We start from the raw sequence: 26175 nt of genomic DNA, 5'->3' as shown, positions 1-26175 counted from the left end.
ACTCAGGCCGGCTCGCCCGGCCGGTCCGATTCAGTCGAGCCCGACGCGTTCGATCAGGACGGCGACCACCGACATGGCCGGCGTTCCGGGCCGATCCAGGAGTCCCACCACTTGGCTGGCCCCCAAGCTGTCCACCTTGTCCTCGTGCTGCTGAGCCGACATCGGTCGCGCGGGGGAGCCCAGTGCTGCGTCACAGCGGACCTCGACCCCATCAATCTGGAGGACCGCCGTGGACTGCGGCAGACCGGGGTCCTCGACGACGGTCACCGTCGGGACCAGGGCGGCGGCATCGGCATCGACCCGTTGGAGGTCGGTGAAGGTTGGCGGGCGCCCCCGGGACAGGACGAACGCCGTCAGGTAGGGAATGGAGAACTTCGATTCCAGGGGACTGGAGACGGCATCCAGCGGAGCCGCCCTCCGTGACAGGGGGTGGACCGTGACCTTCACCGGCGCCCCTGCGGTGGCTCCCGATCGAGTGGCTTCCCACGCGGCTTCGATCGAGGTGTGGGTCTGCAGGCAACAGGCGTACGCCTTTATCCAGTTGTCCACGACGGCGTCCAACCGCATCGGCTCGGCGGCCGACTCCGAGCCGTGCGCTCGGCCCCACTCGTAATCGACCCGGTCACCCAGGTCGGTGCCCTTGCGTGCCAGGTGGGCGGCCGTGACGCCGGTTTGTGCCGCCAAGCCCACCTGCAACGACTTGCCATCGGACCCGAAGGCCGCCTGCAGCCCACCCGTCCCCAGGGCGGCGAGGCGAACGGCCTGGGTCAGGTCCTCGCCATCCAACCCCAGGACGGTGCCAGCCGCGACCGCCGCGGCCGGCGCCCCGCACACCGCCGTCGGGTGCCATCCAAGATCATACAGCGCGGGGTGGTGGGCCCGGGTCATCGCGGCCATGAACTCCCACCCCCGGCGGTGTCCCTGGGCGACGACCGCGACGTCGCCGTCCAAGTGGCTCGCCATTGCGAGGGCGGCGGCGGCGGTGGGACTGCTGAGGTGCGCGAGGCCCGGAGTGAACGTGTCATCGAAGTCAAGGACATGCCCGACCGTCGCGAGCCAGCGAGCCAGGTGACCCGGGTCGCTGCCAAGTGAAGGGGGCGAGTGGCGCAGGGGCGTCGCCGCGCCCCCAGCCATGCAGGCGATCGCGTCGCGCAGTGCCACGTCGTGGCCATCGTGCGCTGGCACCGTCGCAATGTGAGGGGGCCAAGCGCGTTGAGGAGTCACGGCGGTCACAGCGACCGGCTCGAGCCGCCGTCGATGACCAGCGAGGCACCCGTGACGTAGGACGACATGGGTGACAGGAGGAAGGCGCCAACCCGTCCGAACTCCTCTGGCCGTCCAGCGCGCCCGAGCGGGACGTCCCGGACGAATGCGCTGTCCCCTGCGACGCCTCCCGACAGCTCGCGTAGTCGCTCAGTGGCGAACGCCCCGGGCAGCAGCATGTTGACCCGGACCCCTCGTTCCCCGAGCGGTCGGGAGGCTTGCTTGATGTAGGCCCACGCACCTGGTCTGGAGACGGTTGAGCCAACCAAGGCATCGGCCGGCTCACGCACCGTCACCGAACCCACCACCAGCATCGCGCCGCCCTCCTGAAGTCGGGTGCCAATGTCGCGAACAAGCCGGACAACGGCAGCCACCCCCAGATCCAGCGCCGCGGCCACCGCCTCGTCAGTGACCTCGAGTGCCGCGCCCGACGGGGGGCCCCAGTGATTGACCAAGGCGCCATCGAGGGCACCGAACCGGTTCCGGGCCTCCTCGGCCAACTCGACGCCGGCCGCGGGGTCGCGAAGGTCCACACGCACCCCGTGGGCCTGGTCACCAAGGTCGGTCGCGACCTCGCGCGCACGGTCAGCATCACGCGACGCGATGACCACGTTGGCCCCCTCCGCGACCAGCTCGTCGGTGACCGCCCGTCCCAGCCCACGACTCGAGCCGGTCGTGACGAAGGTCCTTCCTGCAAGTCCAAGATCCATGACGAGCCCCTGGTCAGGACGTTTGGCCGTCGTCGGTCGAACGCTGCGCGTGCCCCAGCATCGCCCAGATCTCCCGGGCCTGCGACGCGAGTTCGGGCGAGCGCTGGAACTCCTCGTCCCGCGTGTCTGGGGCGTCAACGGTGACCGTCTCCACAATTCGTCCTGGATCCGTGGCCATCACCACGACCCGGTCGGCGAGGAACACCGCCTCGCGGATGTCATGGGTGACGAACAGCACGGTCGCCCGCAGGTGGGAGGCAATCACAGTCAGCTCGCGCTGCAGATGCTCCTTGGTCATGGCGTCGAGGGCGCTGAACGGCTCGTCCATCAACAGCACGTTGGGATCGATGGCCAACGCCCGGGCGAGGTTGACGCGCTGCTGCATGCCGCCTGACAGCTGGGAGGGGTAGTAGTCCTGGAAGCTGGTGAGGCCGGTGAGTTCGAGCAGCTCCTCCATTCGAAGTGTTCCGGTGGCGCGCTGATCGCGACGGCATTGCAACTCCAGACCGAAGGCGATGTTGTCCTTCACCGTGCGCCATGGCAACAGCGAGGACTGCTGGAACACGAAGCTTCGGATGACCTCGTCGCCACTCGCGTCAAAGGTGACGTCGCCGCTGCTGGCCTTCTCCAAGCCCATGACGATTCTCAGCAGGGTGGTCTTGCCACAGCCGGACGGGCCCACCACGGCGACGAACTCACCCGCCTTGACATCCAGTTGCACGTCGTTCAACGCGGTGAAGGTGGCCCCATCCGGACTGTCGAAGACCCGATTCACCGACTTGGCGGCGATCGCCACCCCGGCGCGGGTTCCCAACGACTCGGTCTCAGCTGCGACGGACATCGGCATCTCCTTGTTCACGGTCGTGCATCTGGGCTGGTTCTGGATCGCCAACGGGATCTTGATAGGCCCCGACGGCAAGCCAGCGGCGACGGTCCGAATCGCTGGCCAGACACAGGCTGGCCAGCTCAAGTGCCTCCAAGTACGTGACGGCATCTCCGTCCAAGTCCTCAACTCTCAGGCGCGGACCGTTGGCCGTGGTGTCGAGCCTGACGCGTACCGCGGCGAACTCGCTGGCGACGACGACTCCCTGGCTCTCCCATTCTGTGGCGTTGCGGGTCATGAAATCTCCTCGATCTTCAGGTGCATGCGGGTTGGAACCAGCGTCGCCACCAAGGCCATGGCCACGAGCGCCGTGAAGGCTGGCGTGTAGGTGTTGAAGGTGTCGACCAACCACCCGAAAGAGACGGGGCCGATCATGTAGCCGGCGTAAAACGTCATCATGACGAGGCCGGTCGCCTGCCCCGACCAAGCTGGGGGCACGGCACTCGTCGTCGTGAGCATCGCCACTACCACCCAAGCGCTTGAAAACGACGCGTACACCGCGAGGGCCAACAGCAGGAGGGGGTAGGAAACAGTACCGAGGATGGCAACCAAGACGCCGCCGCCGGCAGTGCCCAGGGCCATGATCTGCAGAAGTCTCCGCGGATCGGCGTGACGGTCGGCCACACGTCCCCAGGACAACCGCGCGGCAAATCCAACGCCGCCAAGCATCGCCGTGACGAACCCGGCGGAACTCGTGCCGATGTCGAGGGATTCGAAGGCGAACAGCGGGGCGTACGTGCTCCCTGAGGCGACAGCGGCCCCCATGATCCCGGTGTAGGCGAGGAGGAGCCGCAAGGGCACACGCACCTCGCTGGGCATCCTGGCGCCCTCCTCCCGCGGCCCGTCGTCCACGGACAGGTCAGCCTGATCAGGCTGATGTGGTTGCCGCACGACTTGATGACGCACGAGCAGCAGACCGGCAACCGGCCACGCGGCGCTCAAGAACAGGGCTTCACGCCAGAATCCCGCAGCTGCGGCCAGTGGCAGAGTGACTCCAGCCAGCAGAATCCCCGCGTTGACGCCGGACTGCTTGATTCCCATGATGACGCCGCGATGCCCGACGGCATAGCGGGACATGATGAGATCATTGGTCACCGGGTTCGACCCACCCATGGCCACCCCGGCCAGGACCACCGCCGGGATCAGGCCGAGGAAACCCGGTGCGACCGCCGCGGCCACGAAGCTGATCGCCGACGAGACGAACAGCGCGGTCGCGACTCGTCCCGCCGGAGATCTGTCGATCCAGCGACCCCAGCGCCATGCGGTCAGGCATGCCGCGAGAGAGAGAATCGCCGGCAACGCGCCGACCTGTGTGCGGGACAGCCCCATCTCCTCCCGCAGCACGGGAGCGATCGACGTGAGACCGAGCTGGAGGTACGGGCCCACTGCCATCGCCAGGACCAACAGGACGGGAAAACCCCGGTCAACCCGCCCACCAGCGCCCCGATGGGCGGCCTCGATGTCGCTTGGCGCTCTGGTCAAGGACGCCACCGGAGCATCCGGCTCTCCATGAATCGCAGCAGGGCCGTGAACAGCACGCCGAGCATGGACAGCGTCAGGGCAGCGACGAACACCCGGGCGATGTTGAAGGCTTGTGCGCTGTTGAGCAGGAACAGACCGAGGCCCGCCCGCGAGCCGAAGAGGTCAGCGACGACGAGACCCACCACTCCGCGCCCGACGGCGAGCTGGAGCCCGGCCATGATGAATGGCACAGAACCCGGCAGCAGAATCTTGCGGAAGGTCTCGGCCCGGGTGGCGCCGAACGCGGTGCTGACATCAAGTAACGAACTCTCCACCGCTTTCACGCCGGAGATCGTGTTGATCACCATCGGGAAGAAGCAGGCGAAGGCGACGACGGCCATCTTCGCCTCGATCCCGAAGCCGAGCGAGATGATCAACAGGGGTGCGAGAGCGATCATCGGAGTGGCATAGAGCCCGGCGATCCAAGGGGAGGCGATCTCGCCAAACGGTCGACTGGTGCCGGCGAACAGCCCAAGGGGGATGGCAAGGACCGCGGACACTCCGAAGCCCAGGACGAAGGCCAGGACGCTGACCCGGAGGTGTTCCCAGATCAATCCGTCCCGGATCACGACGACGAACTCCCCGACGATCTTCGACGGTGGAACCAGCGCGAACTCGCTGACCTCGAACACCGCGAGCGCGGCCTCCCAGAGGAGGAAGCCTCCGATCACGGAGATCAGGGCGAGGGGCACACGACGGCGTTTCCGCCCCCCCGTGGCGGTGGACCCGGACTTCTTGAGGGCCGTGGACGTGGAGGTCCTGTCAATGATGTCGGTCACAATGCCTCGCTAGCCGAGAGTGGGTGTCAGGTTCCGGGCGGCCCGCCGAAGACGGGCCGCCCGGACGACTAAGGCGTCAGAGGCAGGCGACGGCCTGCCGTGCATATTCGTGGGTGCGCAGGTCATCCAGTGAGGGGGCCTCCTCAAGGATCTCCTGACGGACCATGCTGTCCACGAGGTTGGTCAAGGACTCGTCATTGATCTCCCCGTCCTCGGCGAGGAAGTACGGCGAGTGGACGTCACCGAGCAAGTACAGCTCCATGGAACGACGGGCGACGGACTCCTCAACCTCTGAGACCTCCGTCGCAATCTCCACGACACGCTCGAAGTTGGCCGGGTCCTTTGCCCATTGCCCAGTCCGGATCCACGCGCGCATGAACCGAACGACGGCCTCGGGGTTCTCCTCGGCGAAGCCGCTGGTGGTGGACACGTACCCAGACGTGAACAGCGGGACCTCGCCACCGGGGGGCGCGTATCCCAATCGCTCGAAGCCGGAGTCCTCACCAATGAAGTTGACGGGGGCCGCACCCGGGATCCAGTCGACCTGCCCGGACTCAAGCGCCGCGTAGTTCTCAAACGTTGACCCGATCACGACGGGGTCGATGTCGTCATGCGTCAGACCCTGCTCGGCGAGAAGGTCGCCCAGGACCGCCCAGACCACACCGCTGGTGCTGGACACCGCGACCGTCTTACCGGCCAAGTCGTCCCAACCGGTGACGCGCTCGGTGTTGATCAACGGTTCCCACACTGACACGTCCACGCCGCCGCCAACGCCGATGACGTCACCGCCCTGCGCGGTGGCCACGATGCCGCCCGACCCGTTCACGGCCATGTCGAGTTCACCGGACAACAGCCCGTTGTTCACGTCGGCTGATGCCCGGAAGTCCACGATGTCCAGCGTGAGGCCTTCTTCCTCCAAGATGCCCGCCTGCTCGGCCACGCCCAGCCACAGACCGGTGGTCATGGCTCGGCTGCCGGCGATCGCGGCCACGCGGAGGGTCATCGGTTCCGTGCCGGGGCAGGACACCTCGGTGGCGTCCGCGGAGTCGGCCTCGGTGGCGTCGGCGCCCTCGTCCTCGGTGGCGTCGGCCTCCGTGGCGTCGGCCTCGGTGGCCTCGGCGCCATCGGCCTCGGTGGCGTCGGTGGCGTCGGCCTCGGTTACGTCCGCGGCGTCCGCGGTCGAGGTGCCGTCTTCGCCGTCATCGCCACAGGCGGTCGCGATGAGGCTGAGCGCCAAGAAGAGTGTGAGTGGCAGCGCACGGCGGCGCCATTGGGAGAGGGGGTTCACGATCATTCCTATCTGGGTTGGTCCCGGTCCAGCTGCCCGGGGTTCGGCTAGGCTCAGAGAAGGGTCGGCAACGTGTTCAGCGGCGCATCGGCGTCGATGAGGTCGACCCGTTTGGTGACGATACGAAGACCGTCATCAGTGGTGCGGAGGTGGTGGTGGTAACGCCCGGACACCAGGGCTGTCGCGCCTTGACGGTGTGCGGTGAGGACGAACGGCGTCACGACGTGAGCCAGCTCGCCGGTTGCCTTGAGAACCGGCGGACCGTGGACCCGCGTGGACCGCGGAGGCGGCTCTTCGGTGTGGGCCGCCGGTCCGAGCAGACGGGCCACGCGCGTACGAAGACGGGCATGGTCGTCATACACGTGGTTGACCGCGTCGTCGCCTCCGGCCAGGTCCGGGTCGACCGGTATCCAGTAGCACGCGTCGGGCGCCCACAGGTCCAGCCATTCGGTGAAACGGCGTTCATCCAGCAGCACGGCCTCGGTGGCAAGGAAGCGCTGAATGTCCTCCCCCGCGAGCTCGCTGAGTGACACACCCATCACTCTCCCCCCTCAGCCGACATCAGCTTGCGGTAGTGCGCGTACTGGCCTCGCTGCGGGGTCTCGTCGGTGATGTGGCCGACGCGCTGTCCCTCCTCAGCGCCCGGACGCTCTCGTCGACTCCCGCGATCCAGCCACAGCCACTCGTCGTCGGTCGCGTCCAAGCCGGCGTCGACCCGCCGAAACATCTCCATGTCATCTGGCTGCCCGAAGCCACCGATCCCATAGAACATCTCGTGGTAGCGAAGTCGAAGGCGGTTGATGGCGGTGGGGGCACCGGTTCCGAGCATCGGGCGAATGATCACCTCGGTGCGGTCCACTGCCACCGGCTGGATCTCCCGTATCTGAATGCCGATGAGTTGCAGATTGGGGAACACCGAGACGTTGAACCCGGGCCCCGACGTGGCGGCGTACAGCGCCTCACCATCGGGCACCCCGAAGAAGTCGGCAAGATCGGCGTTGTCGGGCGGCGCGTCCTGCAGGGTGCGCAGCCGCTGGCGGAGTACGCCACTCGCCGCCTGGCTCTGATCCAGCAGACCGTGCCCGTTTCCCAGATGAGCCGAGGTCGGGCCATCCGACTCGGCTTCCTCCTTGCTGGAGATGTACCGGGATTGCTGGCCGGTTGCCTGCTGCATCAATGCGAAGAACGACTGGTGGGTGAAGTTGGCGTGGTAGCCATCGACCCCGTTCTCCATCTGTAGCTTCCAGTTGCCGTTGAAGACCATGCGGTGCGCCTGGTCGGCAACCTCCAGTTGGTGGCCAGGCAGGTGGTCCATGAAGCGATCGATATAGTGGCGGGCGCCCTTGAGATGGTCTTCCAGCGAGGGGACGTCTGGGGCAAGACTGGCGAAGACGAGCCCCCGGTAGCTTTCGACCCGTGCGGCCTGGACCAGGCCGAGTTCGTCTCGGTCGCGGTGCTGGTACCCCTCGGGGAACGGCAACCCAACGAGATCCCCTGACGCGTCGTAGGTCCACCCGTGGTACTGGCAGCGGAAGGACGTGGCGTTGCCGCTCCTCAACTGGCACACGCTTGCCGCGCGGTGACGGCAGCGGTTGAGCATCACCCGAAGCACTCCCTGCCGGTCTCGGTTCACGATGACCGGCTGGGTGCCAATTCGCGTGGTCTTGTAGTCGCCGGCTTCCCTGACTTCCGACTCATGAGCCACATACACCCAGGACCGAGCGAAGATCCGGTCCATCTCGGCGATGAAGACCTCCGGGTCACGATAAATGTCGCGGTGAACCCGCTGGGTGTCCACCATCTCCAGGGCGCGCTCGGCAGGGGCTAGTGACCGGCTCATGCGGGGCTCGCGATCAGGCCCATCCCAGTGATCCATTGCGGAACCGGCTCATAGGCCACGCGGCGCGGAAGGACTGGGCTGGCGGCGCAGGCCGCGATCCAAGTCCGGAGCTCATTGGCGCCAACTCCCGCCACGACCACCTCCTCGGCGGTCATCGACGCGAGCTGGTCGAGCTCGCCGGCGCAAAGGGCGGTCAGCACCCGGTCGTCCCACTCGGGGTCGACGCGCTCACCGGCAGCCTTGACCCGGTCCAGGTTGAACTGGCGCCGTTCGTCCTCCGACAAGTGGCTGGTGTCGGTCTCCAGCGCCGGCGGGGAGTGGGAGAGGCCACCACTGCCAAGGAACATGATGCGACGGGGGTCCTGCGCCAGGTGCTCACCGACACGGCGCCCGACACCGAGCGCCCGTGAGAGCGGTGCCAGGGGTGGTCGGGCGCAGTTGAGCACGATCGGAACCATCGGCACGGCGTCGAGCTCCCCGATGAGTTGCATCCAGCTCTGCCCGAAGCCGTGGTCAAGCCTCACGCCGTCCCCCACGGTGACATCAACGCCGGACTCGAGAAGGGCAACCGCGACGCTGTCGGCCGTCTCCCGATCAACGTCGTAGTCACCGTCCGGGGTGCCCCAGTCGCCGTACCCGACGGCGCTGCGAACCACGGCGACGCTGGGCACGACGTCCACGAACGCCCGCACATGATCCGGGCCGAAGAAGACGACGAGCTCAGGACTGAAGCGCGCCACCTCCGCCGCCGCCAGATCGAGAGCCTCGCTGAATCGGCTGCCTGCCAAGCCGCCGTTGGCGCCGTCCATTAGCGGGCTGTGGGACACGCATAAAACCATTCTGGGTCCAGGCATCTACCTCGGCTCCTCTCACGTAGGGACGGTGATTATCTGACCTTTGGACAATGAACGCGCGAACCGCGTTCCACTCAGTGGACTTGGGTGGGCTCACGCAGGGCGCGGCGGAGAATCTTTCCGGCCGCCGTGATGGGCAAGTCGTTGCGCAGATGCACTTCGCGGGGCTGCTTGTACCCGGCGAGCTGTACCCGGCAGAGCAGCCGCAGCTCCTCCGCCAGCCCGTCCACGTCGGCGCCCTGTCGCGGCACGACATAGGCGACGGGACGCTCGCCCCAATCGTGATCTTCCACCCCGATGACCGCGGCGAGGCGCACGCGGGGGTCGCTGGTGAGCACGCGCTCGATCTCGGCCGGGTACACGTTGAATGCCCCGCTGACGATCATGTCGTTCTTGCGGTCGACCAAGTAGATGAGGCCCTCTTCGTCCCGTCGTCCGACATCGCCAGTCAGGAGCCATCCGTCGTCGGTGCTGGCTTCCCAGGCCTGTGGATTGCCCCAGTAGCCATGGGCCACCGACGGTGCACGGACGGCGATCTCCCCGAGCGCCCCCGCCTCTGCCTCCACCCCGGGCTCGGCCATGATCCGGATCTCCGCAAGCGGGGTCTCCACTCCACACGACGTGAGGAGATGGTCCTCCCCGTGCAGTGCCCGGCGGTGGTGATCGGGGGACAGGAAGGTCACCAAGCCCCCCGTCTCGGTCGAGCCGTACTGCTGGAACAGCGGGACGCCAAACCGTTCCGTGGCTTCCTCGGCGAGCGCGGTTGGGACAGGGGCCGACCCGTAGCCGAGCAACCGCAGCGACGAGGTGTCGTGGTCCGGGGTGAGGGCATCGAGCACCCTGGCCAGCATGGTCGGCACCATGATTGTGGTGGTGATCTGATGGCGCTGGACGAGGTCGAGTGCGGCGGCCTCGTCGAACCGTGGCATCACGACCATCGTTTGGCCGAGGTGGGTCCAGTTCAGTGTCCGCATCATCCCGCCGGCGGTGAAGAACGGCGTGGCCGCCAAGCACACGTCATCGTGCGTGCCTCCGGTGAGGACCAAGTGGTCCAGCGCTGCCAGCATCATCCCCTCGTGGGAGTGGATCGCGGCCTTCGGCCGTCCAGTTGTGCCGCTGGTGAACAGGAGGGTTCTCGGATCGGCCCCCCGGAGGTCGGTCGGTGTCGGGTCAGTGGCCCGACCGTGGGTGAGGGCCGTGTCGTAGGAGCGGCCCAGCTCGCTGCCCCCGATCACCAGGGCCGGAAGCAAGGGATCGGCGAAGGCCTCGCCCAGGTCGGCCGACTGGTCCCGGTGCACGATCGCGGCACCTGGTTCGACGGTCGCCAACGCGTGGGCGACCTCGTCCACGGCCAACCGGGTGTTGATCGGAACGAGGACAAGCCCTGCCTTGGCCAACCCGAAGACGATCTCCGGCCACTCCAAGCAGTTGCGGGCGCAGACCACGACCCGGTCACCCGCCCGTAGGCCACTCTCGAGCAATGCGGTGGCCAGCCGGTTCGCCCGCTCATCAACCGCCGCCCACGACAGGGTGCGGTCCTCACAGACCACCGCGGACTTGTGGGGGAAGCGGCGGGCATTCCGGCGCGGAATGTCGCCGACGATCAAGGACGTCATCTCAGATCAAGAATCCCAGAGTCGGAATTGGGCCAGCCGCGTTGACGAGCTCCACGACCTTCTTTCGAAGCCGCAGGCCATCCGTGCGGTGAGCAATTGTGTAGCGGTAGCGCCCCGCCCACACGGTTGCCCCCAGCCGGTATTCGTGAAGGACGAAGTTGCAGGCCACCTGGGTCAGCTCGGCGTCCTGGGAGGTGACCTCGAAGTTGGACAGCATTCGACGCATCCGGGACTGGGGGACCTGGGAGTAGCGGTGGCCGGTGCACAGCTGCGCGATCCGGCTGTGCAGCCGTGCACGGTTGTCCGCGATGTAGGAGAACTGTGTGTCCCAGGGGCGCTCAGGGTCGCGTGGCACCCAGTACAGGGCCTCGTCGTCCCACAGGGACTCCCACGCTTCGTACGCGTGCTCGTCGGCCAGACGGGCCTCCTTGATCAGGAAGGCAAGGGCGTCGGCGGGTACGCCCCACGGGGCAGCCGGGTCGGCCTGGTCGTGGGCCGCGGTCATGCGACGTTCCCCTGCATGACCGTGCGGTAGTGATGCCAGATCGCCCGCTGGGTCGTTTCGGCGGACTCGTCGAAGCTGTGGGTCCCGCGGGTGTCGGTCTCCTCCGACTCAAGGCCCCGGCTCAGCTCCACCCACTCGGGTGTGCCTGCCTTCAACCCGATCTGGTTGCGTTCGCTCATGTCTGCGTCGTCGGCGATGAGAAAGCCCGCTGGTCCCATGGCGCCCTCGGCGCGTCGCAGTATCCGCTCGTTCATCTCCTCGCCACCATCCAAGCGCGCGGGGGCGGTGTGCACGACGGTCTCGCCAGGAGCGACCGGTTCGAACATCATCACGTTGAGTTCGGCGAGGAAAAGGTTCGGGAAGATCACGGTGTGGGGCGGTCCGTCAACGAGGAGCTGCCGCAGACGGTCGCCCCGCGCCGACGTCATCGCCTCGATGTAGCGGGGGACGCGGTCACGATCGATATTGCCGAACCATGCGAACTCCTGGTCCAGCCGGCGCCACTCGTCGGTGTAGTCGATCTCGCAGTGCCCGTTGCCAAGGTCCCGCACTGCGATCCTGGTGTCTCCGGACCCGTACTCGGCGCGACGGGGGGACACGGCCCGATACACCGACTGGTGGACGAACAGTGCGTGGTACCCGTCGACCTGGTTCTCCAGCAGCGTCTTCCAGTTCGCCCTGTTCTGGTGGCGGATCCACCCGTTGCCCAGGTCCAGCTTCCCGGTCGGCGACAGGTCGACCACCCGGTCGATGGCGGTGGTGGCGCGTCCCAAGTGTTGGATGAGCGGCGGGCCGGTGCCCGTCAGCCGGCCGAACACGAAACCTCGGTAGGTGTCGAGGTCCGCGATCTCGGCGAGGCCCAGCCGGGCCTGCGTGTCCTCGTGGGCGGAGCCGTACCCCTCACGCATCGGGACACCGGTCAGGGTCCCGTCGTTGGCGAAGGTCCAGCCGTGGTACGGGCAGCGGAACGACGAGGCGGTCCCCTGATCGGCCCGACACACCAGATTCGCCCGGTGGGTGCAACGGTTGAAGAACGCCCGCACGACGTTGTCGCGGCCACGGGCCACGATCAATGGCTGGCCGCCGACCGTCCGGGTCACGTAGTCACCCGGATTGGCGATTTCGGAGTCATGGGCGAGGAACACCCAGCCCCGGTGGAAGATGCGGGTCATCTCCGCGTCGTGCACCGCCGGGGAGGTGTAGAGGCTGCCGTGGATCCTCGTGGGCTCCACGAGCGGGTCAAAGTCAATGTGCTGCATCAGCTTCCTTCTGCCGCCGCGGCGGACTCGACGCCAGCGGTTTGTCGTGGTTGGCCGGTCATCCGGTGGTTCCACTCGCGCCACCACGAGCGCATCTGCAGCTCGCCGTCGCGCTCGGTGGTGCCGTAGCCCTTGGAGATGTCGTTGTGGGTCACCCCACCGGAGGCGAACCCGATCTGGCAGGACTCCAGCGCCTCGGCGTCATCAGGGGTCGCGAACCCGGCCGGTCCGAGGATCTCGAGGAAGCTCTGCAGCCGTCGGTGCAGCGCCTCGCCCTCCTCCTCCACCGGGGCCAGCGCGTAGGCGTCCACCGACATCGTGTCGGGGCCGGTTGGCTGGAAGGTCCGCACCGTCAATGCCGTGATGTCGTTGACGACCAGGTTGGGGAAGATGACCATGTTGCGCATCGTGTCGGTGATCCGTGCACCCCGTTCGGGGCCGTGCTGGTCGTGCAGCTGCGCGCGGACCACAGCCATCTCCTCCCGGGCCTGCTCCCCGAAGGTGGGCACCCAGCGGGCCACCGGCTTGCCCCACGGAGCGGAGTACTCGATGCAGGCATGCCCGTTGCCCAACGGCCGCGCGGCGCCCCGCCGCTTCAGGTCGCCCTGATCCGACGTCCCACCGGTGGCCTGCAGATACGAGAAGTAGGTCTGGTGGGTCGGCGTGCCGTGATAGGAGTCATAACTGTTCTCCGCCAACAGCTTCCAGTTGGCCCGGATGCTGTAGGACTGCCGGCCCGGCACCACCCGCAACCGACCAGACGGCGACTGGTCCACGATGACGTCCAACAGCTCGCAGGCGTCAGCCAGGTAGTCCCGCAACGGTTCGGCGTCGGCATCCAGGCACATGAACCAGAACCCTCGGTAGGACTCCACCCGCGCCACCGGCACCAACGACCGCTCCGCCTGGTCGAACCCCTCCGGATAGGACTGGACCCCCGGCACCCCCCGAAGCGCCCCGTCAGTGGCGAACGTCCACGCGTGATAGAAGCACTGAAACGACGTCGCCACCCCCTCATCGGTGCGGCACACGATCGCACCCCGGTGCGGACAACTGTTGTGCAACACCCGCACCTCGTCGTCGGCACCACGCACGAAGATCACCGACCGGCCCGCCACCACCCGACGGCGGTACTCCCCCGGCTCGGCCACCTCCGACTCGTGACCCACATACAACCAACAGCGATCAAAGACCCGCTGCATCTCCGCATCCAGCACCGCAGCCGACGTCATCACCGTCCGATCGACACGAAACAGGCCCCGCGACGGGTCATCCACAACCAGCCCACCAGCTTCCACCATCAAATCCTCCAAATCGGCTCCACCCCCACGAACACCACCACCCAACCAACCCCACCCCCAGACCAACACCCCACCGTTCCACCAAACGGAACTCCGCTCCTCCTGCGATCTGGAGTGACCCCTGTTTCGTGGACGGGGGCGGGTTTGGGTCAGGCCGCCTCGGGGGCGGCGTCGTTCTCGTAGTTGATGGGTGAACGGTAGTCCAGCGCGGAGTGGCGCCGGCGGGTGTTGTAGAAGCCCTCGATGTAGTCGATGACGGCCAGGTCGGCCTCGTGTCGGGTGGCGAACCGGGTGCGGTCGATCAGCTCGCACTCCAGCGACGCAAAGAAGCTCTCGGCCATGCTGTTATCGAAGCAGTCGCCGGTCGACCCGGTCGACGGGGTGATGCCGGTCTCCTTGCAACGCTGCCCGAAGGCGATCGATGTGTATTGGCAGCCCTTGTCGCTGTGATGGATCACCGCCTCAGGCCGGCGGAAGATCGCCATGTTCAACGCGTCGAGCACAACCTGGGTGTGCAGGGTGGGCGCGGTCGCCCAGCCCACGATCCGACGGGACCACACGTCCAGCACGATCGCGAGGTAGGAGAAGCCCTGCCACGTCGGGACATACGTGATGTCGGCCACCCACTTCTGGTCCGGCCCGGTGGCGGTGAAGTCGCGCTCGAGCAGGTCCGGGGCGGCAGCTGAGGCGCGGTCCTGTCGGGTGGTCTTGCCTTTGGGGCGGCGCGAGATCCCGGCAAGTCCAGCGTTTGCCATCAGCCGTGCGACACGCTTCACACCCACCTCGCAGCCTTCGGCGCGCAGGTCGGCGTGGATGCGTCCGGCGCCGTAGGTGCCGCGCGACTCGGCGTGGTGGTGGCGGATCCGGTCGGTCAGCTCGCGGTCCTCGATCGTGCGCTGGCTGTCGGGGCGGGACAGCCACGCGTAGTAGCCGCTGGTGGAGACCTCCAGCAGTCGGGCCATCGTCGCGACGGCGTGCTCGGCCTGATGCGCCTTCATGAACGCGAACGCCTCCGGGGCGTCGCGTCGGTCTCCGCAGCGAACCAGGCCGCGGCTTTTCGCAGGATCTCGCGTTCCTCGCGCAGAATCCGGTTCTCCCGGCGGAGCTGGACGAGCTCATCACGCTCAGCCCGGCCGAGCCGATCCGGGTCGTCCTCGGCCGCATCGGCAGCGATCCAGTTGCGGATCGTCTGGGCAGTCGGCTCGTAGTCGCGTGACAGCTCTTCCGGCGTGCGACCGGCCTTCACCAAGGCGATCAGCTGCTCACGCAGGTCAGGCGCGTATGGCGGGCGGCTCCTCGACATCGTGGCTCCATCCTCCTCACAAGAGGGGCAGTGTCCACAGAACCGGGATCACTCCAATCCGCCCGACACCATCCGCTGACGGCTAGTCCTTGACTGTCCGGACGCGACCCGTCTACATTGCCAAACGCGTTTGTTTGTGGACAAGCAAATAGGAGTTGAGGGCCATTCGAACCGACGAAGCACTTCTCAATGACGTCGCGGGGACTCCGTTGACATCTGAGCAGGCAATGCTGCGCGAAACCGCGCGGGCCGTGGTTGAGTCCAAGGTCTTGACGCACATGGCCGACGCGGAACGCGACGAGCAGTTCCCACCGCAGGTGGTGGCCCCCCTGCGCGAGGCGGGTCTGCTTGGTGGCACCATTCCTGTCGAATGGGGTGGGGCAGGGTTGGACCACGTCAGTCACGCGCTGGTGGTCGAGGAGGTCTCGTCGCGGTGGCAGGTCCTCGGCTCGCTCGTGGCCATGGCCAGCGGCCCTGTGGGACGCGGCCTCCTGACACACGGCACCGATGCCCAGCGGGAACGGTGGTTGCGGCCACTGGCCGAAGGCACCGCTCTGGCCGGCTACGCACTCACCGAACCCGACTCCGGGTCGGACGCGTCGGCCATGCGCACCCGTGCCGAGCGGACCGACGCCGGTTACGTGCTGACCGGGGCAAAGACTTGGATCGACTGGGCCAATGACGGTGACTTCTTTCTGACGTTCGCCCGTACCGAACCCGGCTCGGTGGGCGCCAAGGGAATCTCCGCCTTCATCGTTCCGCACGACGCCCCGGGTCTGACCACAACCATCATGCGAGGAAAGCTCGGGATGCGGGCGTTGAGCGTTGGCGAGCTGGTCATGGACGAATGCGAGGTCGCCGCCGAAAACCTGGTCGGAGAGCCCGGACGCGGCTTCGCGGTGGCCATGTCGGCCCTGGAGGAGGCCCGGCTAATGGTCGCCGCCCGGATCAGCGGAGGAATCGCCGGCGTCCTGCGAGCGGTGGCCGCCTACATCGAGGAGCGCGAACTCTTTGGGCGGAAGCTGGGGGACTTCCAGATGACGCAGGCCAAGGTGGCCGACATGGTCGTGGCCCTGGAGTGTGCGAGGACGTTGACCTTTCGGGCCGCGATGTTGAAGGACCGGGGCCTTCCCGCGAGTCGCGCCGTGTTGACGGCAAAGCTGTTCGCCCAGGAGGCCTACATGGACGTGTCACGCGATGCGGTCCAACTCTTCGGCGCCTACGGCATGTCAGAGGAGTATGAAGTGAACCGGCACTTCAGGGACGCGAAGGTCTCCGAGGTCACCGGAGGCACCAGTGAAATCCTACGGATCCTGCTCTCCGAACAGGTCCGCGGGCGGTCACGCCGGTGACGTCCGCAGCCTCCTCCGCGACCCTGTCCACCAAGGTTGCGTGGCACGCGAAGTACCGACCAAACCATCCGGCCGTCGTGGACGGGAAGCTGACGCTGAGCTACGGCGAGCTGGACCGCCGGGCGCGGGCGGTGGCTGCGGGGCTCCGCGCACAGGGGGTGGCTCGGGGCGACGTGGTGTCGGTCCAGCTGCCAAACACCGCCGACTTCGTCGTCATGGCGGTGGCCGCCGCGCATGGTGGCATGGTGCTGGGCCCGCTGTCGCCCCGCTTCGGCCTCCCAGAGGTGGGCCACGTAGTCAGCCGGTCCGCCAGCCGTGTGCTGGTGTACAACCGTGACGACAACTCCGCGGTCGCCGAGGCCATCGCCGCTGACCGCCCCGACCTCCTCCGTGTCGTGGCGGGGGGCCGTCCGGCGCGGAGCGGGGAGCTGCCCCTGGTGGACCTGGACGGACCGGGAGCGGACCTCCGCGCCGGAGTCGGCCTTGATGAGCCAGCCGTGGCCCTCCACTCCTCTGGCACTGAGGGGCTTCCGAAGCTGCCCCTTCACACCGAGCGATCGCTGATGCACTGCACGACCGCGGTGGCCGAACGCAACCACCTAACCCCGGCGGATCGATTCCTGGTCGCGGTCCCCATCACGACAGGGACGGGCACCCACGGCATGGTTCACTGCGCCCTCGTGGTCGGCGCCACTCTAGTGATGATGCCGGCCTGGGACCCCAGAACAGCCGCGGCGCTGGTGGCCGAGCACCGCTGCACATACAGCATCGCCCCGACAACGATGCTGTTCGACCTGCTCAATGACCCCGCGGTCAGCCACGACCAGCTGGACAGCCTGCGCGTGTTCACCTGCGGGGGTTCGCCGATCCCCAGCGAAGTCGTCGAGCACGCCGCGGATGAGCTGAGCCTGGTCGTCAGCCCGATGTACGGGTCCACTGAGTGTCTGGCCGCAACCAACGGGCACCCAGATGACCCCCCGGAACTGCTGTCGGGGAGCGACGGACCGGCCTTGTTGGGGGTTGACATCGCCATCGCCGGCCCCGACGGCGCCATCCTGGGTCCTGGCGAGGCCGGCCAAATCCTGGTTGGCGGCCCAACCCTGTTCCAAGGATACCTCGGCCAGCCGGAACGAACGGCTCAGGCGCTCGCCGGTGGCTGGTATCGCACGGGAGACGTCGGCCGCTTGGACAAGGACGGCTACCTGCGCGTCATCGATCGCATCTCCGACATCATCATCCGGGGCGGGACCAACATCAGCTCCAAGGACGTTGAGAACGACCTTCTGGCCCACCCCGACATCGCCGAAGTGGCGGTGGTGGCGGCGCCAGACGACCGCCTCGGCGAGCGGATCGCCGCCTTCGTGGTCGCCCGCAGCGGTGCGGTCGCTCCCACCTTCGAGGACGTCCTGCAAGTTCTAGAGGATCGTGGTGTGGCGCGTTATCGCTGGCCCGAGCGCCTCGATGTCCTTCCCGGTCTGCCAAGAAACTCATCGGGAAAGGTGCAGAAGGCCGTGTTGCGTCAGCGTCTGCGTGAGGAGGTCGGAAGCTGATGCTGCGTGAGGTGACCTCCCGCCTTCGGTCCGACGAAGTCGATGGCTATGTCCGGTCAGGGGCGTGGACCGACGACACCATTCACGGCCTGATGCTGGCCTCCGCGGCCGCAACCGGGGACGGCCTGCTCATGACCGACAGCCGCTGGACAGTCAGCGGGCGCGAACTCGAAACGGGGATCGCCCGTGCCTGCGATTCATTGCTGGCCGCCGGCGTCGGCCCCCGGTCGGTGGTGGGGCTGCACACCGGGAATCACGTGGAGTTTGTGATCCTGCACACGGCCCTCTCGTCGTTGGGAGCGGTCACGCTGACTCTCCCAAGTCGCCTCCCGAGCGCCGACGTTGCCGCCCTGCTGGAGCAGGCGGACGCAGATGCCCTGGTGGCACCCACCGGCTCCGCTCCCCGGATCGCCACTCATCTTCCGGCCAGCATGCGGTTCCTGTCCTATCCCGACACCGGGGACGGCAGGGAGCTTGGCTCCCTTGACGTCATCCGCTCCGGACGGTCCCCGGAGACCGCTCCCTGGGAAGTGGAGGCCTCCGCTCGCGACTACATCATGATGCCGACCGCCGGCACCACCGGGCACCCAAAGATTGCCCTTCGGACCCACCGGGCGTGGATCGCGATGGCGCGCAAGAAGCTCAAGACCCTGGGAAGCCTCGAGCTCTCCAACCGCGACGCGGTGCTGGTGCTGTCACCCCTGGTCCAGGGAATCGGGTACCTGCATGGGTTCGTGCTGCCACTGCTGGTCCCCGGTCTCCGGCGCCTCATGGTTCCCCGGTTCGACGCCGACTTCGCCCTAGACCTCGCGGAGCGTCACCGGCCGACCATTCTCCTGGGTGTGCCGACACACGCGATGCGGCTCCTGGACGCTGCCCGTGAGCGAACCTCTGACCTGTCGTCGGTCCGGATGTTCCAGTCGGGCGGTGACGCCTTCCCGGTTGCCGCCCGTCACGATTTTGAGGACACCCTCAGGATTCCGGTGATCAGCGACTACGGCCTGTCCGATGTGGGGGCCGCCTGCGCAATCAGCCCCGACGACCCGGTCAACAAGAGGCGCGAGACGGCCGGAACAGCGATGCCCTGGACCGATGTGGCCGTGCTGAACGAGGACGGCAGTGACTGTGCCGAAGGGGTGGTGGGTGAAGTGGCGCTTCGGGGGCCGGACATGATCACCTGCTACTACCCTGAGGACCCGGCCGACGCACGACCCGAGACGCTGGTGCGGAGCGGCGACCTTGGTTTCCTCGACGCGGATGGCTACCTGGTCATCGTCGGCCGGACGAAGGACCTGATCATCCGCGGCGGTGCCAACATCAGCCCGCAGCAGGTCGAGACGGCGGTCCGAACCCACCCGTTAGTTCGGGAGGTGGCGGTCGTCGGTCGGCGGGACCCAGTGCTGGGCGAGCGCATCGCGGCCGTGGTCCGTCTCAAGCCGGACGCGGTCCTCGACCTGCCGAGCCTTCTCAACCACCTCGAGGCCGAGGGCGTCAGCAAGTCCGTTTGGCCCGAATTCCTGCACGTTCTGGACGAGTTCCCAAGCTCACCTGGCGGAAAGGTCGACAAGCGCGCGCTCAGGCTCGTGGTCGACCAGTCCGCTGCTTCACCGACACGAAAGGGATGATTCGTGGACTTCGCACTCACTGACGAACAACGAATGATGCAAGAGAGCGTCCGTGCCCTCATGGCTCGGGAGGCCCCGCCCGAGAAGATTCGGGAGTGGGACCAGGCCCATGAGTTCCCCGATGAGGTCTGGCGCAAGCTGGGTGCGCAGGGGTGGCTGGGACTGACCATCCCGGAGGAGTTCGGCGGCACTGGCGCGAGCGTGCTCGACACCGTGTTGTTTTCCGAGCAGCTCAGCTACTGCGCGACCGGGCTCTCCGCGGCGTTCCAGCGGTCCGCATGCTACGGCGGAACCGTCATCAGCCGCGTCGGTACCCAGGAGCAGAAGGAGACATATCTCCCACCCATCGCCAGCGGGGAGTCAATGGTGGCCGTGGCGCTGACCGAACCCGGCGCCGGTTCCGACGCCGCGGCCCTGCAGACCCGCGCCACCCGCGACGGTGACCACTACCTGATCAACGGACAGAAGGTCTACACCAGCGGAGCCGATCAAGCGGACTGGCTCATCGTCGCAGTCAGAACCGACCCGTCCGCACCGGCTCGGGAGGGCATCTCAACCTTCATCGTCCCCACCGATCTCGACGGCCTCGAGATCCGCCGTATGGACAAGCTGGGCAACTGGATGGTCAGCACGTGCGAGGTCTACTTCGACGACGTGGCCGTCCCTGCCGAGAATCTGCTGGGCGATCTCAACGGTGCGTGGCAGTCCACCCTGTCCTCGGGTCTCGATGCCGAGCGGCTCATCATCGGTTCCCACTGCACCGGCAGCGCCCAACGCGCGTTCGACGTGGCCCGGGACTACGCGGTGTCCCGCGAGCAGTTCGGCCGGCCAATCACGTCCTTCCAGATGATCAAGCAGAAGTTCGCCGACATGGCTGCATCGATCCAGGGTGCTCGTCTGATGACGCAGCACGCGGCGTGGCTGGTGGACCAGGGCCTGCCCGCCAGGAAGGAGAGCTCAATGGTGAAGATGGTCGCCTCCGAGATGTGGAACGACGTCGTGTACGAGGCCATGCAGGCCTGCGGCGGCTGGAGCTACATGATGGAGTCGGAACTGCAACGTCAATATCGCGACGCCCGGCTGTACACCATCGGTGGCGGAACCTCCGAGATCCAGCGTCTCATCATCGCCAAGGAGCTCGGGCTCTAGCCCGGGTGCGTCCACCATGAGCCAACCCCTGGGCCAAACCCTTCCAACCAATGTCATCCAACACCTCGTCGGCGGGAATCCGGTCATCGTCGGGACCACGGACGCTGACGGACACCCCTATCTCAGCGCCGCGGGATCGTGTATCGCCTTGGACGAGCGAACCCTCCGATTCGCGGCGTTCTCGAACGGACGCACGCTGGCCAACATCCGCCGTGATGGACGCGTGTTCCTGGAAACGCTGGGCGACGACCTCGTCGTTGGCATCCGGGGTCTCGCGGCGATTGTCAAAGAACCCATGGACGCGTCCGCCTATCCTCCACACCACTACGCGATGGTCCAGATCGACGTCCTGCACGTGAAGATGGACAACCCCCCGGGAGCCCGTATCCATGGCATGCGATACGACTTCGGACACAGTCGCCACCCGGAGGAGCGCATGCAACGTCGAGCAGTCCTCCTCAATGAGCTTCGCACCCCGCCCGCCCCATCGGAGCCGGCTGCAGGCGCCGCCGAGTGAGGAGTCCACGCGCCGGCAAGCTCCTCACCGTTGACCAGGCCGCCGCCCTGGTCCAGGAGGGGGACTATCTCGCGATTGGTGGTATCTGGAACCACAACGTGCCGATGGCACTCGTCCGGGCACTGGTGCGCCGAGGCGTCGGCAACCTGACCCTGTCGTCCTCACCAGCCAGCGGGGTGGGCCCGGACCATTTGTTCGCCGCGGGGCTCGTCCGCAAGGCCTACCTCCCCAACGTCACCTTCGAACACCTCGGCACCGCGCCGCACGTGCGCCGCGCGATAGAGGACGAGCGGGTGACGCTGGTGGAGTGCGATGAGGCGTCGCTGATCGGTGGGTACCGGGCGGCCGCCGCCGGGCTCCCTTTTCAACCGGTGGTGTCGTTGCAGGGGACGGCGTTGGCCGATGGCGCGGACTGGCTGATCCCGGTCGGACGAGACGGCACCGTCGAAGCCCTCGCCGCGCCGCCGCTAAGCCCCGACGTCGCGTTCCTCCACGCCCATGAAGCCGATCAGTTCGGGAACGTGCGACACCTGGCATCCACCTTCGCGGATCGCCTGATCGCAAAAGCCTCGCGCACCGTGGTGGTGTCGGTCGATCGACTCGTCGAGCACGATGACATCAGGTCGGCCCCGGCTCGCGTCACGGTGCCCAGCTACATGGTGTCCCACGTCGTGGTGTCACCGTTCGCCGCTCATCCGGCGGCCACCCACGGGGCCTACCTCGCCGATGAAGACCACCTGCGCACCTACCTCGACGCGGCGAAGGACCATGACGCGGTCGGGGACGGCTGGCGTCAGTACGTCTCGCGCTACATCGACGGCGGCGAACGCGAGTATCTGTCCGCGGTCGGCGGTCTCGACCAGCTGGCTTCGCGGTTGGGGGTCCAGCCATGACTCACCCATTTGCGGAGGAGCGACCAACCAGTGCCGGGGTGCAGGAGCTGATGGCGTGCCGCCTTGCCGCGGAGCTGGCTGACGGGGAGGTGATGGTCGTCGGTGGTGTCTCGTTGATCCCCATGGCTGCCGGCCTTCTCGCTCAGCAGACCCACGCGCCCAACCTCACACTGGTCACCGGTTCTGGCGCGGTGAATCCACGCCCAAAGGCGCTCGTGCCCTCAGGTGCTGACGAGGCTTACCTCTCAACGGCCGAAGCGCTGATCGACATTCAAGACGTCTTTGACCACACCGAGAAGGGAACCTTCGACGTCATCTGCCTGGGCGGGATGCAGGTCGATCGCTATGGAAACATCAACCTGACCGTCGTCGACGCCGGTCCGTCACGAGGACTCGTTCGGGGGCCGGGCCTCGTCAACGTTGGCATCACCATGACGGTTGGACGGACCATGCTCTGCGTCACCGAACATCGCACCCGGACGATGGTCCCCTCGGTGGACTTCGCCAGCGGCGCGGGGCGACGCAGGCCCGATGGGACGCCCTATCCGGCTCGCAAGGGCGGGGGCCCCTCACTTTGCATCACGCCCTTGGCTGTGCTTGATTTTGATGAGCGCGACCAGATGCGTGTGGCGTCGGTGCACCCGGGGGTCGCCCCCGAGGAGGTTCGCGAACGAACCGGTTTTCCCCTAGCCATCCATGACGCCGGAGAACCCACGCCCACCCCTTCCCCAGAGATCCTGGACGTCTTGCGTCGCCGGGTCGACCCTACTGGATGGTTGTCACGATGAGTACCGCGCCACTGGATTCACTCGGAATCGGCATTCCCACACTCTTCGCGGGACGCCACTTCGACCGTTCGTCGCTCATCGAGCTTCTCGATGTCGTGGAAGAGGGAGGGGCGGGGGCCATCACTGTCGGTGACCACCTCAACTGGTACACCACTAGCTTGGAGTGTCTCAGCACGATGGCCTTCATCGCGGCCCGAACGGCCCTGCCGTTGATGCCCAATGTGTTGGTTCTTCCGCTGCGACAACCGTTCGCCACCATGAAGATGTTGACGACGATCCACCATCTCAGCGTGGGTGGGGTCAGCTGCGGTGTCGGTGTGGGTGGCGAACACGCCCGCGAGTTCGCCGCAGCCGGACTGGACCCGTCCGAACGGGGCCCGCGCACCGATGAACAGCTCGGGATCATCACCCGACTCCTGAGTGGCGAGGTCGTGGATCACGACGGTCCGTTCTATGCGGTGAACCAGGCCCATCTGGACCCGCTGATGGCCATGCCGCTGTTGATCGGCGGCCGGAGCCGCGTCGCGCTGGAGCGGGTGGTGCGCTACGGGGATGGGTGGACGTCGGCGTGGTGCACCCCCAGCCAAGTCCGCTCTCGGGCCGACGAACTCCGTGAGCTCTGGAAGGCCGCAGGCCGTGCCGGCACACCACGGGTGGAGGCCCATACGCGCGTCGTACTCGGCAAGACGGTGGATGCGGCTTGGGGTGAAGCGGGACCGTTCCTCCAGCGCCACTACGGTGTGGACCCCGAACCCTTCCGGCGGCACACGGTGTGTGGACCTCCGGACGCCGTCATCCCTCAGCTACTCGCCTACTACGACGTCGGTGTTGATCGTCTGAACGTGACGTTCGCCGGCGACAATCAACTCGCCCAGGCGCACTGGTTCATGCGAGACGTTCTGCCGGTGCTTGCTGAGTCGAGGACCGGGCGCGACGGGGACTGAGGTGCCGCTGGGTGCCCGTCGGGTCCGCCTTCAGCATCTTCTCACAGGTGTCAAAGCCACCATTTTGGCGGCGTATGTCGTATCGATTGTGATGCCGCCGGGCCCCGCGGCCACGCTGCGCGCCGTGGCCGCGGTGCTTGGCGTTGCGGCCACACTGCCGTTCAGCGAACGCCTCTACCGTGCCTTGGCGACGGTCCTCACCGTCACGGGCGTGGCGGTGATCGCGTTCAACCCGTCGACAGGTACCGCTGCCCTCCTGGGCTTCGGGGACCTCTTGGACATCGTGGTTCTGCTGGTGCTCGCCCCGACGATCAGCGTCCCCTTCCGCCTGGTTGCGGACAGTCAGGGCCTTGGGTCCGTACTCACCGGGAGTACCAGCAGTCCTCGGCGAACATATGCCGCCATGTCGGGGAGCACCCTGGCGCTCGCCTCCCTCGTCAACATCGGCGCCGTACCGGTCGTTCACGCCAACGTCGACGCCCTTCGACGGCGTCCGGGGCACGAGGCCCAGGCACTGACGCGGGGGTTCGTGCTCGCCATGCAATGGTCACCCGTCAGCGCCATGTTCACCGTCGTGCTCACCGAGGTCGGCGCCGCTCCTCCGACGATGATCGCGACCAGCTTCCTCGTGGTCCTGGGTATCTGGTGCGTGGACTGGGTCGCGTCCGCGGCGTCTCGCCGATCCGCCGCGGCTGGCCACTGTGTCCCGCCGGCTGACGGCCCCCACCCCGGAGGAGCTGAGCCGTCCACAGGCCTGTGGCAGGTCAGTCTCACGATGTTCAGCTTCGTCGCCGCGATCCTGGTGGCTTGGAGAGTGGGCGGGCTGACCATCATCGACGCGATCATCGTGCTCGTCCTCCCCTTCGTGGCCATCTGGTCGGCGCTGACCCACCGAGTTCGAGCGGCCGCGGGAACCACCCTCCGGCTGTTGCACCAAGAGCTGTTGAGCGTGGATTCCCAGATGGCCATGCTGCTGGCCGTTGGATTCTTCTCGGCTGCGCTCGAGAGTGCCGGCTACCTGGAACAGCTTGGTTCGTTGCTCGGCGGGATTGGCGGCCCAGGCGCGCTCCTGCTCCTGTCCGCGATGCCGTTGCTCTGCATGCCGGCCGGGCTGCATCCATTGATCGTGGTCGTGCTGCTATTGAAGGTGATCGACCCCGGCGCGATCGGGATCGATCCGACCTGGTTGGGAGTCGCCCTGCTGGGAGGGGCGACCGGGGCGACCGCCGCCTCCCCCTTCAGCGGGGTGGTGAACCTCTCGGCGCGCCTCTGCGGAGTGACCCCCGCGTCGGTCGCTGTCGGAAATCTTGGTTTCGGCATTCGCTCATGGCTGCTCGTCAGCGTCCTTGCCCTGGCGAGCGGCTGGATTGGCAGCTGATCCCTGACCACCTTGACTCAAGGGATAGCCACCTCACACGTTCCGGTGCGAGACATCCTCGGCCCAGAAGGCGAACCGTCGCTCGATCAACAGCATGATCCAACGGAACACCAGACCCATGACCATCAGAATGACGAGGACGGCATAGACGCCACCGACGTTGAAGGCGGCTCGCTGCGACAGCAGGAAGCGTCCCAGTCCGTCACGACTGCCCACGAACTCCGCGACCACGGCCCCGAGCAGGGCGAAGATGATCCCCACGTGGAAACCGGCGAAGAGGTAGGGGACCGCTCCCGGCAACCGGAGGTAGCGAAACATCTGCAGTTTGGTGGCGCCCAACGACTGCAGCAGCTCCAGCTGTTCCCGGTCCCGGATCTTCAGTCCCGCCAGCGTGTTGAGCAGAATCGGGAAGAAGCAGACGAAGCCGACGATCACCACCTTGCCCGAGAGGTCGAAACCAAGCCACAGGATGACGATGGGGGCCACCGCAATCTTTGGGAGCGACTGGAATCCCACGACGAGGGGGAGCACCACGTTCTCGACCCGTTCCATCGTGACCATCAGGGCGGCGAGGGCCATCGCCCCGACCGCCGCAAACGCGAAGCCAAGTCCCGTCCCGAGCAGTGTCGAGGAGATGTGGGGCCAGTAGACGCCGGAAGTGAAGCCGTCCACCAGGGAGGCCCAGACGTCGGTCGGCTTGGGGAGGATGAACTGCGACACCCACCCGTTGGTGGCCGCGATCTGGGCCATTACCAGGGAGCCAATGATCACCAAGGCAAGGATGAGTTGGTCCCCGTAGCGAAGCCAGACCCCTCGGACCGTGCCTGGAGCGTTGGTCGGGGCCACAGAAGTGGCGG

25 protein-coding genes are annotated in these 26175 nt (G+C 67.0%); 9 read left to right on the top strand and 16 right to left on the bottom strand.

The genetic code is table 11. The features are described from left to right. Nucleotides 1–30: 30 nt before the first annotated feature. The 15 genes from DVS28_RS09880 to DVS28_RS09810 form a co-directional block, all read right to left on the bottom strand. Nucleotides 31–1161 carry an MmgE/PrpD family protein gene (locus DVS28_RS09880; protein ID WP_114591296.1) on the bottom strand — a complete coding sequence of 377 codons (1131 nt, stop codon included), beginning with the start codon at nt 1159–1161 and terminating at the stop codon, nt 31–33. A gap of 68 nt (nt 1162–1229) precedes the next feature. Continuing rightward, on the bottom strand, nt 1230–1973 hold the full coding sequence (locus tag DVS28_RS09875) for an SDR family oxidoreductase (protein WP_114591295.1): 744 nt from the start codon (nt 1971–1973) through the stop codon (nt 1230–1232). A 13-nt stretch (nt 1974–1986) separates the two neighbouring features. Beyond that, the gene (locus DVS28_RS09870; RefSeq protein ID WP_216826521.1) at nt 1987–2832 is read right to left on the bottom strand and encodes an ABC transporter ATP-binding protein; all 846 of its coding nucleotides are present in this window, start codon (nt 2830–2832) and stop codon (nt 1987–1989) included. After that, a complete protein-coding gene (locus DVS28_RS09865) occupies nt 2798–3094 on the bottom strand; it encodes a hypothetical protein (protein WP_114591294.1) in 297 nt (98 codons plus the stop codon). Before DVS28_RS09865 ends, DVS28_RS09870 begins: the two co-directional genes overlap by 35 nt. Then, nucleotides 3091–4248, bottom strand: coding sequence for an MFS transporter (locus tag DVS28_RS09860; RefSeq protein ID WP_216826520.1), 1158 nt, complete (start codon nt 4246–4248; stop codon nt 3091–3093). The genes DVS28_RS09865 and DVS28_RS09860 overlap by 4 nt, the downstream gene beginning before the upstream one ends. Before the next feature lie 86 nt (nt 4249–4334). After that, on the bottom strand, nt 4335–5069 hold the full coding sequence (locus DVS28_RS09855) for an ABC transporter permease (RefSeq protein ID WP_164710324.1): 735 nt from the start codon (nt 5067–5069) through the stop codon (nt 4335–4337). Between the two features lie 163 nt (nt 5070–5232). After that, nucleotides 5233–6444 (bottom strand): ABC transporter substrate-binding protein, encoded by a 1212-nt coding sequence (locus tag DVS28_RS09850; protein WP_164710323.1) that lies wholly within the window; start codon nt 6442–6444, stop codon nt 5233–5235. A gap of 53 nt (nt 6445–6497) precedes the next feature. Beyond that, nucleotides 6498–6983 carry an aromatic-ring-hydroxylating dioxygenase subunit beta gene (locus tag DVS28_RS09845; protein ID WP_114591290.1) on the bottom strand — a complete coding sequence of 162 codons (486 nt, stop codon included), beginning with the start codon at nt 6981–6983 and terminating at the stop codon, nt 6498–6500. Beyond that, entirely contained in the window at nt 6983–8284 is a 1302-nt protein-coding gene (locus tag DVS28_RS09840) for an aromatic ring-hydroxylating oxygenase subunit alpha (RefSeq protein ID WP_216826519.1), read from the bottom strand. Before DVS28_RS09840 ends, DVS28_RS09845 begins: the two co-directional genes overlap by 1 nt. Continuing rightward, on the bottom strand, nt 8281–9138 hold the full coding sequence (locus DVS28_RS09835; protein ID WP_114594104.1) for a DODA-type extradiol aromatic ring-opening family dioxygenase: 858 nt from the start codon (nt 9136–9138) through the stop codon (nt 8281–8283). The genes DVS28_RS09840 and DVS28_RS09835 overlap by 4 nt, the downstream gene beginning before the upstream one ends. A 74-nt stretch (nt 9139–9212) precedes the next feature. Continuing rightward, a complete protein-coding gene (locus tag DVS28_RS09830; RefSeq protein WP_114591288.1) occupies nt 9213–10754 on the bottom strand; it encodes a class I adenylate-forming enzyme family protein in 1542 nt (513 codons plus the stop codon). A 1-nt stretch (nt 10755) separates the two neighbouring features. Beyond that, complete coding sequence (locus DVS28_RS09825) at nt 10756–11259, bottom strand: aromatic-ring-hydroxylating dioxygenase subunit beta (protein ID WP_114591287.1); 504 nt, start codon at nt 11257–11259, stop codon at nt 10756–10758. Then, nucleotides 11256–12518: an aromatic ring-hydroxylating oxygenase subunit alpha gene (locus tag DVS28_RS09820; protein ID WP_114591286.1), complete on the bottom strand. Its 1263-nt coding sequence runs from the start codon at nt 12516–12518 to the stop codon at nt 11256–11258. The genes DVS28_RS09825 and DVS28_RS09820 overlap by 4 nt, the downstream gene beginning before the upstream one ends. After that, nucleotides 12518–13750 carry an aromatic ring-hydroxylating oxygenase subunit alpha gene (locus DVS28_RS09815; protein WP_216826518.1) on the bottom strand — a complete coding sequence of 411 codons (1233 nt, stop codon included), beginning with the start codon at nt 13748–13750 and terminating at the stop codon, nt 12518–12520. The genes DVS28_RS09820 and DVS28_RS09815 overlap by 1 nt, the downstream gene beginning before the upstream one ends. A 218-nt stretch (nt 13751–13968) precedes the next feature. After that, nucleotides 13969–15122, bottom strand: a protein-coding gene (locus DVS28_RS09810; protein ID WP_114591284.1) for an IS3 family transposase whose coding sequence is annotated in 2 segments (ribosomal slippage) — nt 13969–14870 and nt 14870–15122 — 1155 coding nt in all. Because the reading frame shifts where the segments join, the coding sequence is not laid out codon by codon here. A 155-nt stretch (nt 15123–15277) separates the two neighbouring features. Here DVS28_RS09810 and DVS28_RS09805 point away from each other — a divergent pair. The 9 genes from DVS28_RS09805 to DVS28_RS09765 are packed head-to-tail and all read left to right on the top strand — an operon-like array spanning nt 15278 to nt 25318. After that, nucleotides 15278–16474: an acyl-CoA dehydrogenase family protein gene (locus DVS28_RS09805; RefSeq protein ID WP_342795436.1), complete on the top strand. Its 1197-nt coding sequence runs from the start codon at nt 15278–15280 to the stop codon at nt 16472–16474. Next, nucleotides 16471–18024, top strand: a complete 1554-nt coding sequence (locus tag DVS28_RS09800; RefSeq protein WP_114591282.1) for a class I adenylate-forming enzyme family protein — start codon at nt 16471–16473, stop codon at nt 18022–18024. The genes DVS28_RS09805 and DVS28_RS09800 overlap by 4 nt, the downstream gene beginning before the upstream one ends. After that, the gene (locus tag DVS28_RS09795; RefSeq protein WP_114591281.1) at nt 18024–19649 is read left to right on the top strand and encodes a class I adenylate-forming enzyme family protein; all 1626 of its coding nucleotides are present in this window, start codon (nt 18024–18026) and stop codon (nt 19647–19649) included. Before DVS28_RS09800 ends, DVS28_RS09795 begins: the two co-directional genes overlap by 1 nt. Nucleotides 19650–19652: 3 nt before the next feature. Then, entirely contained in the window at nt 19653–20798 is a 1146-nt protein-coding gene (locus DVS28_RS09790; protein WP_164710316.1) for an acyl-CoA dehydrogenase family protein, read from the top strand. Nucleotides 20799–20814: 16 nt separating this feature from the next. Continuing rightward, complete coding sequence (locus DVS28_RS09785; RefSeq protein ID WP_114591279.1) at nt 20815–21315, top strand: pyridoxamine 5'-phosphate oxidase family protein; 501 nt, start codon at nt 20815–20817, stop codon at nt 21313–21315. Next, nucleotides 21312–22208 carry a CoA transferase subunit A gene (locus DVS28_RS09780; RefSeq protein WP_164710315.1) on the top strand — a complete coding sequence of 299 codons (897 nt, stop codon included), beginning with the start codon at nt 21312–21314 and terminating at the stop codon, nt 22206–22208. Before DVS28_RS09785 ends, DVS28_RS09780 begins: the two co-directional genes overlap by 4 nt. 38 nt (nt 22209–22246) lie before the next feature. Further along, nucleotides 22247–22996, top strand: coding sequence for a CoA-transferase subunit beta (locus tag DVS28_RS09775; protein WP_164710313.1), 750 nt, complete (start codon nt 22247–22249; stop codon nt 22994–22996). After that, nucleotides 22993–23940 (top strand): LLM class flavin-dependent oxidoreductase, encoded by a 948-nt coding sequence (locus tag DVS28_RS09770; protein WP_164710311.1) that lies wholly within the window; start codon nt 22993–22995, stop codon nt 23938–23940. Before DVS28_RS09775 ends, DVS28_RS09770 begins: the two co-directional genes overlap by 4 nt. 1 nt (nt 23941) lies before the next feature. Beyond that, complete coding sequence (locus tag DVS28_RS09765) at nt 23942–25318, top strand: hypothetical protein (RefSeq protein WP_164710309.1); 1377 nt, start codon at nt 23942–23944, stop codon at nt 25316–25318. Nucleotides 25319–25351: 33 nt separating this feature from the next. On the opposite strand, the gene DVS28_RS09760 is transcribed toward DVS28_RS09765, so the two are convergent. Continuing rightward, the gene (locus DVS28_RS09760; protein WP_164710307.1) at nt 25352–26164 is read right to left on the bottom strand and encodes an ABC transporter permease; all 813 of its coding nucleotides are present in this window, start codon (nt 26162–26164) and stop codon (nt 25352–25354) included. Nucleotides 26165–26175: the final 11 nt, after the last annotated feature.

Source organism: Euzebya pacifica (assembly GCF_003344865.1).
In the GTDB taxonomy this organism is placed as follows: Bacteria; Actinomycetota; Nitriliruptoria; order Euzebyales; family Euzebyaceae; genus Euzebya; species Euzebya pacifica.
The sequence above is the reverse complement of the archived record's forward strand: the minus strand, read 5'-3'. Positions and strand labels throughout refer to the sequence as shown.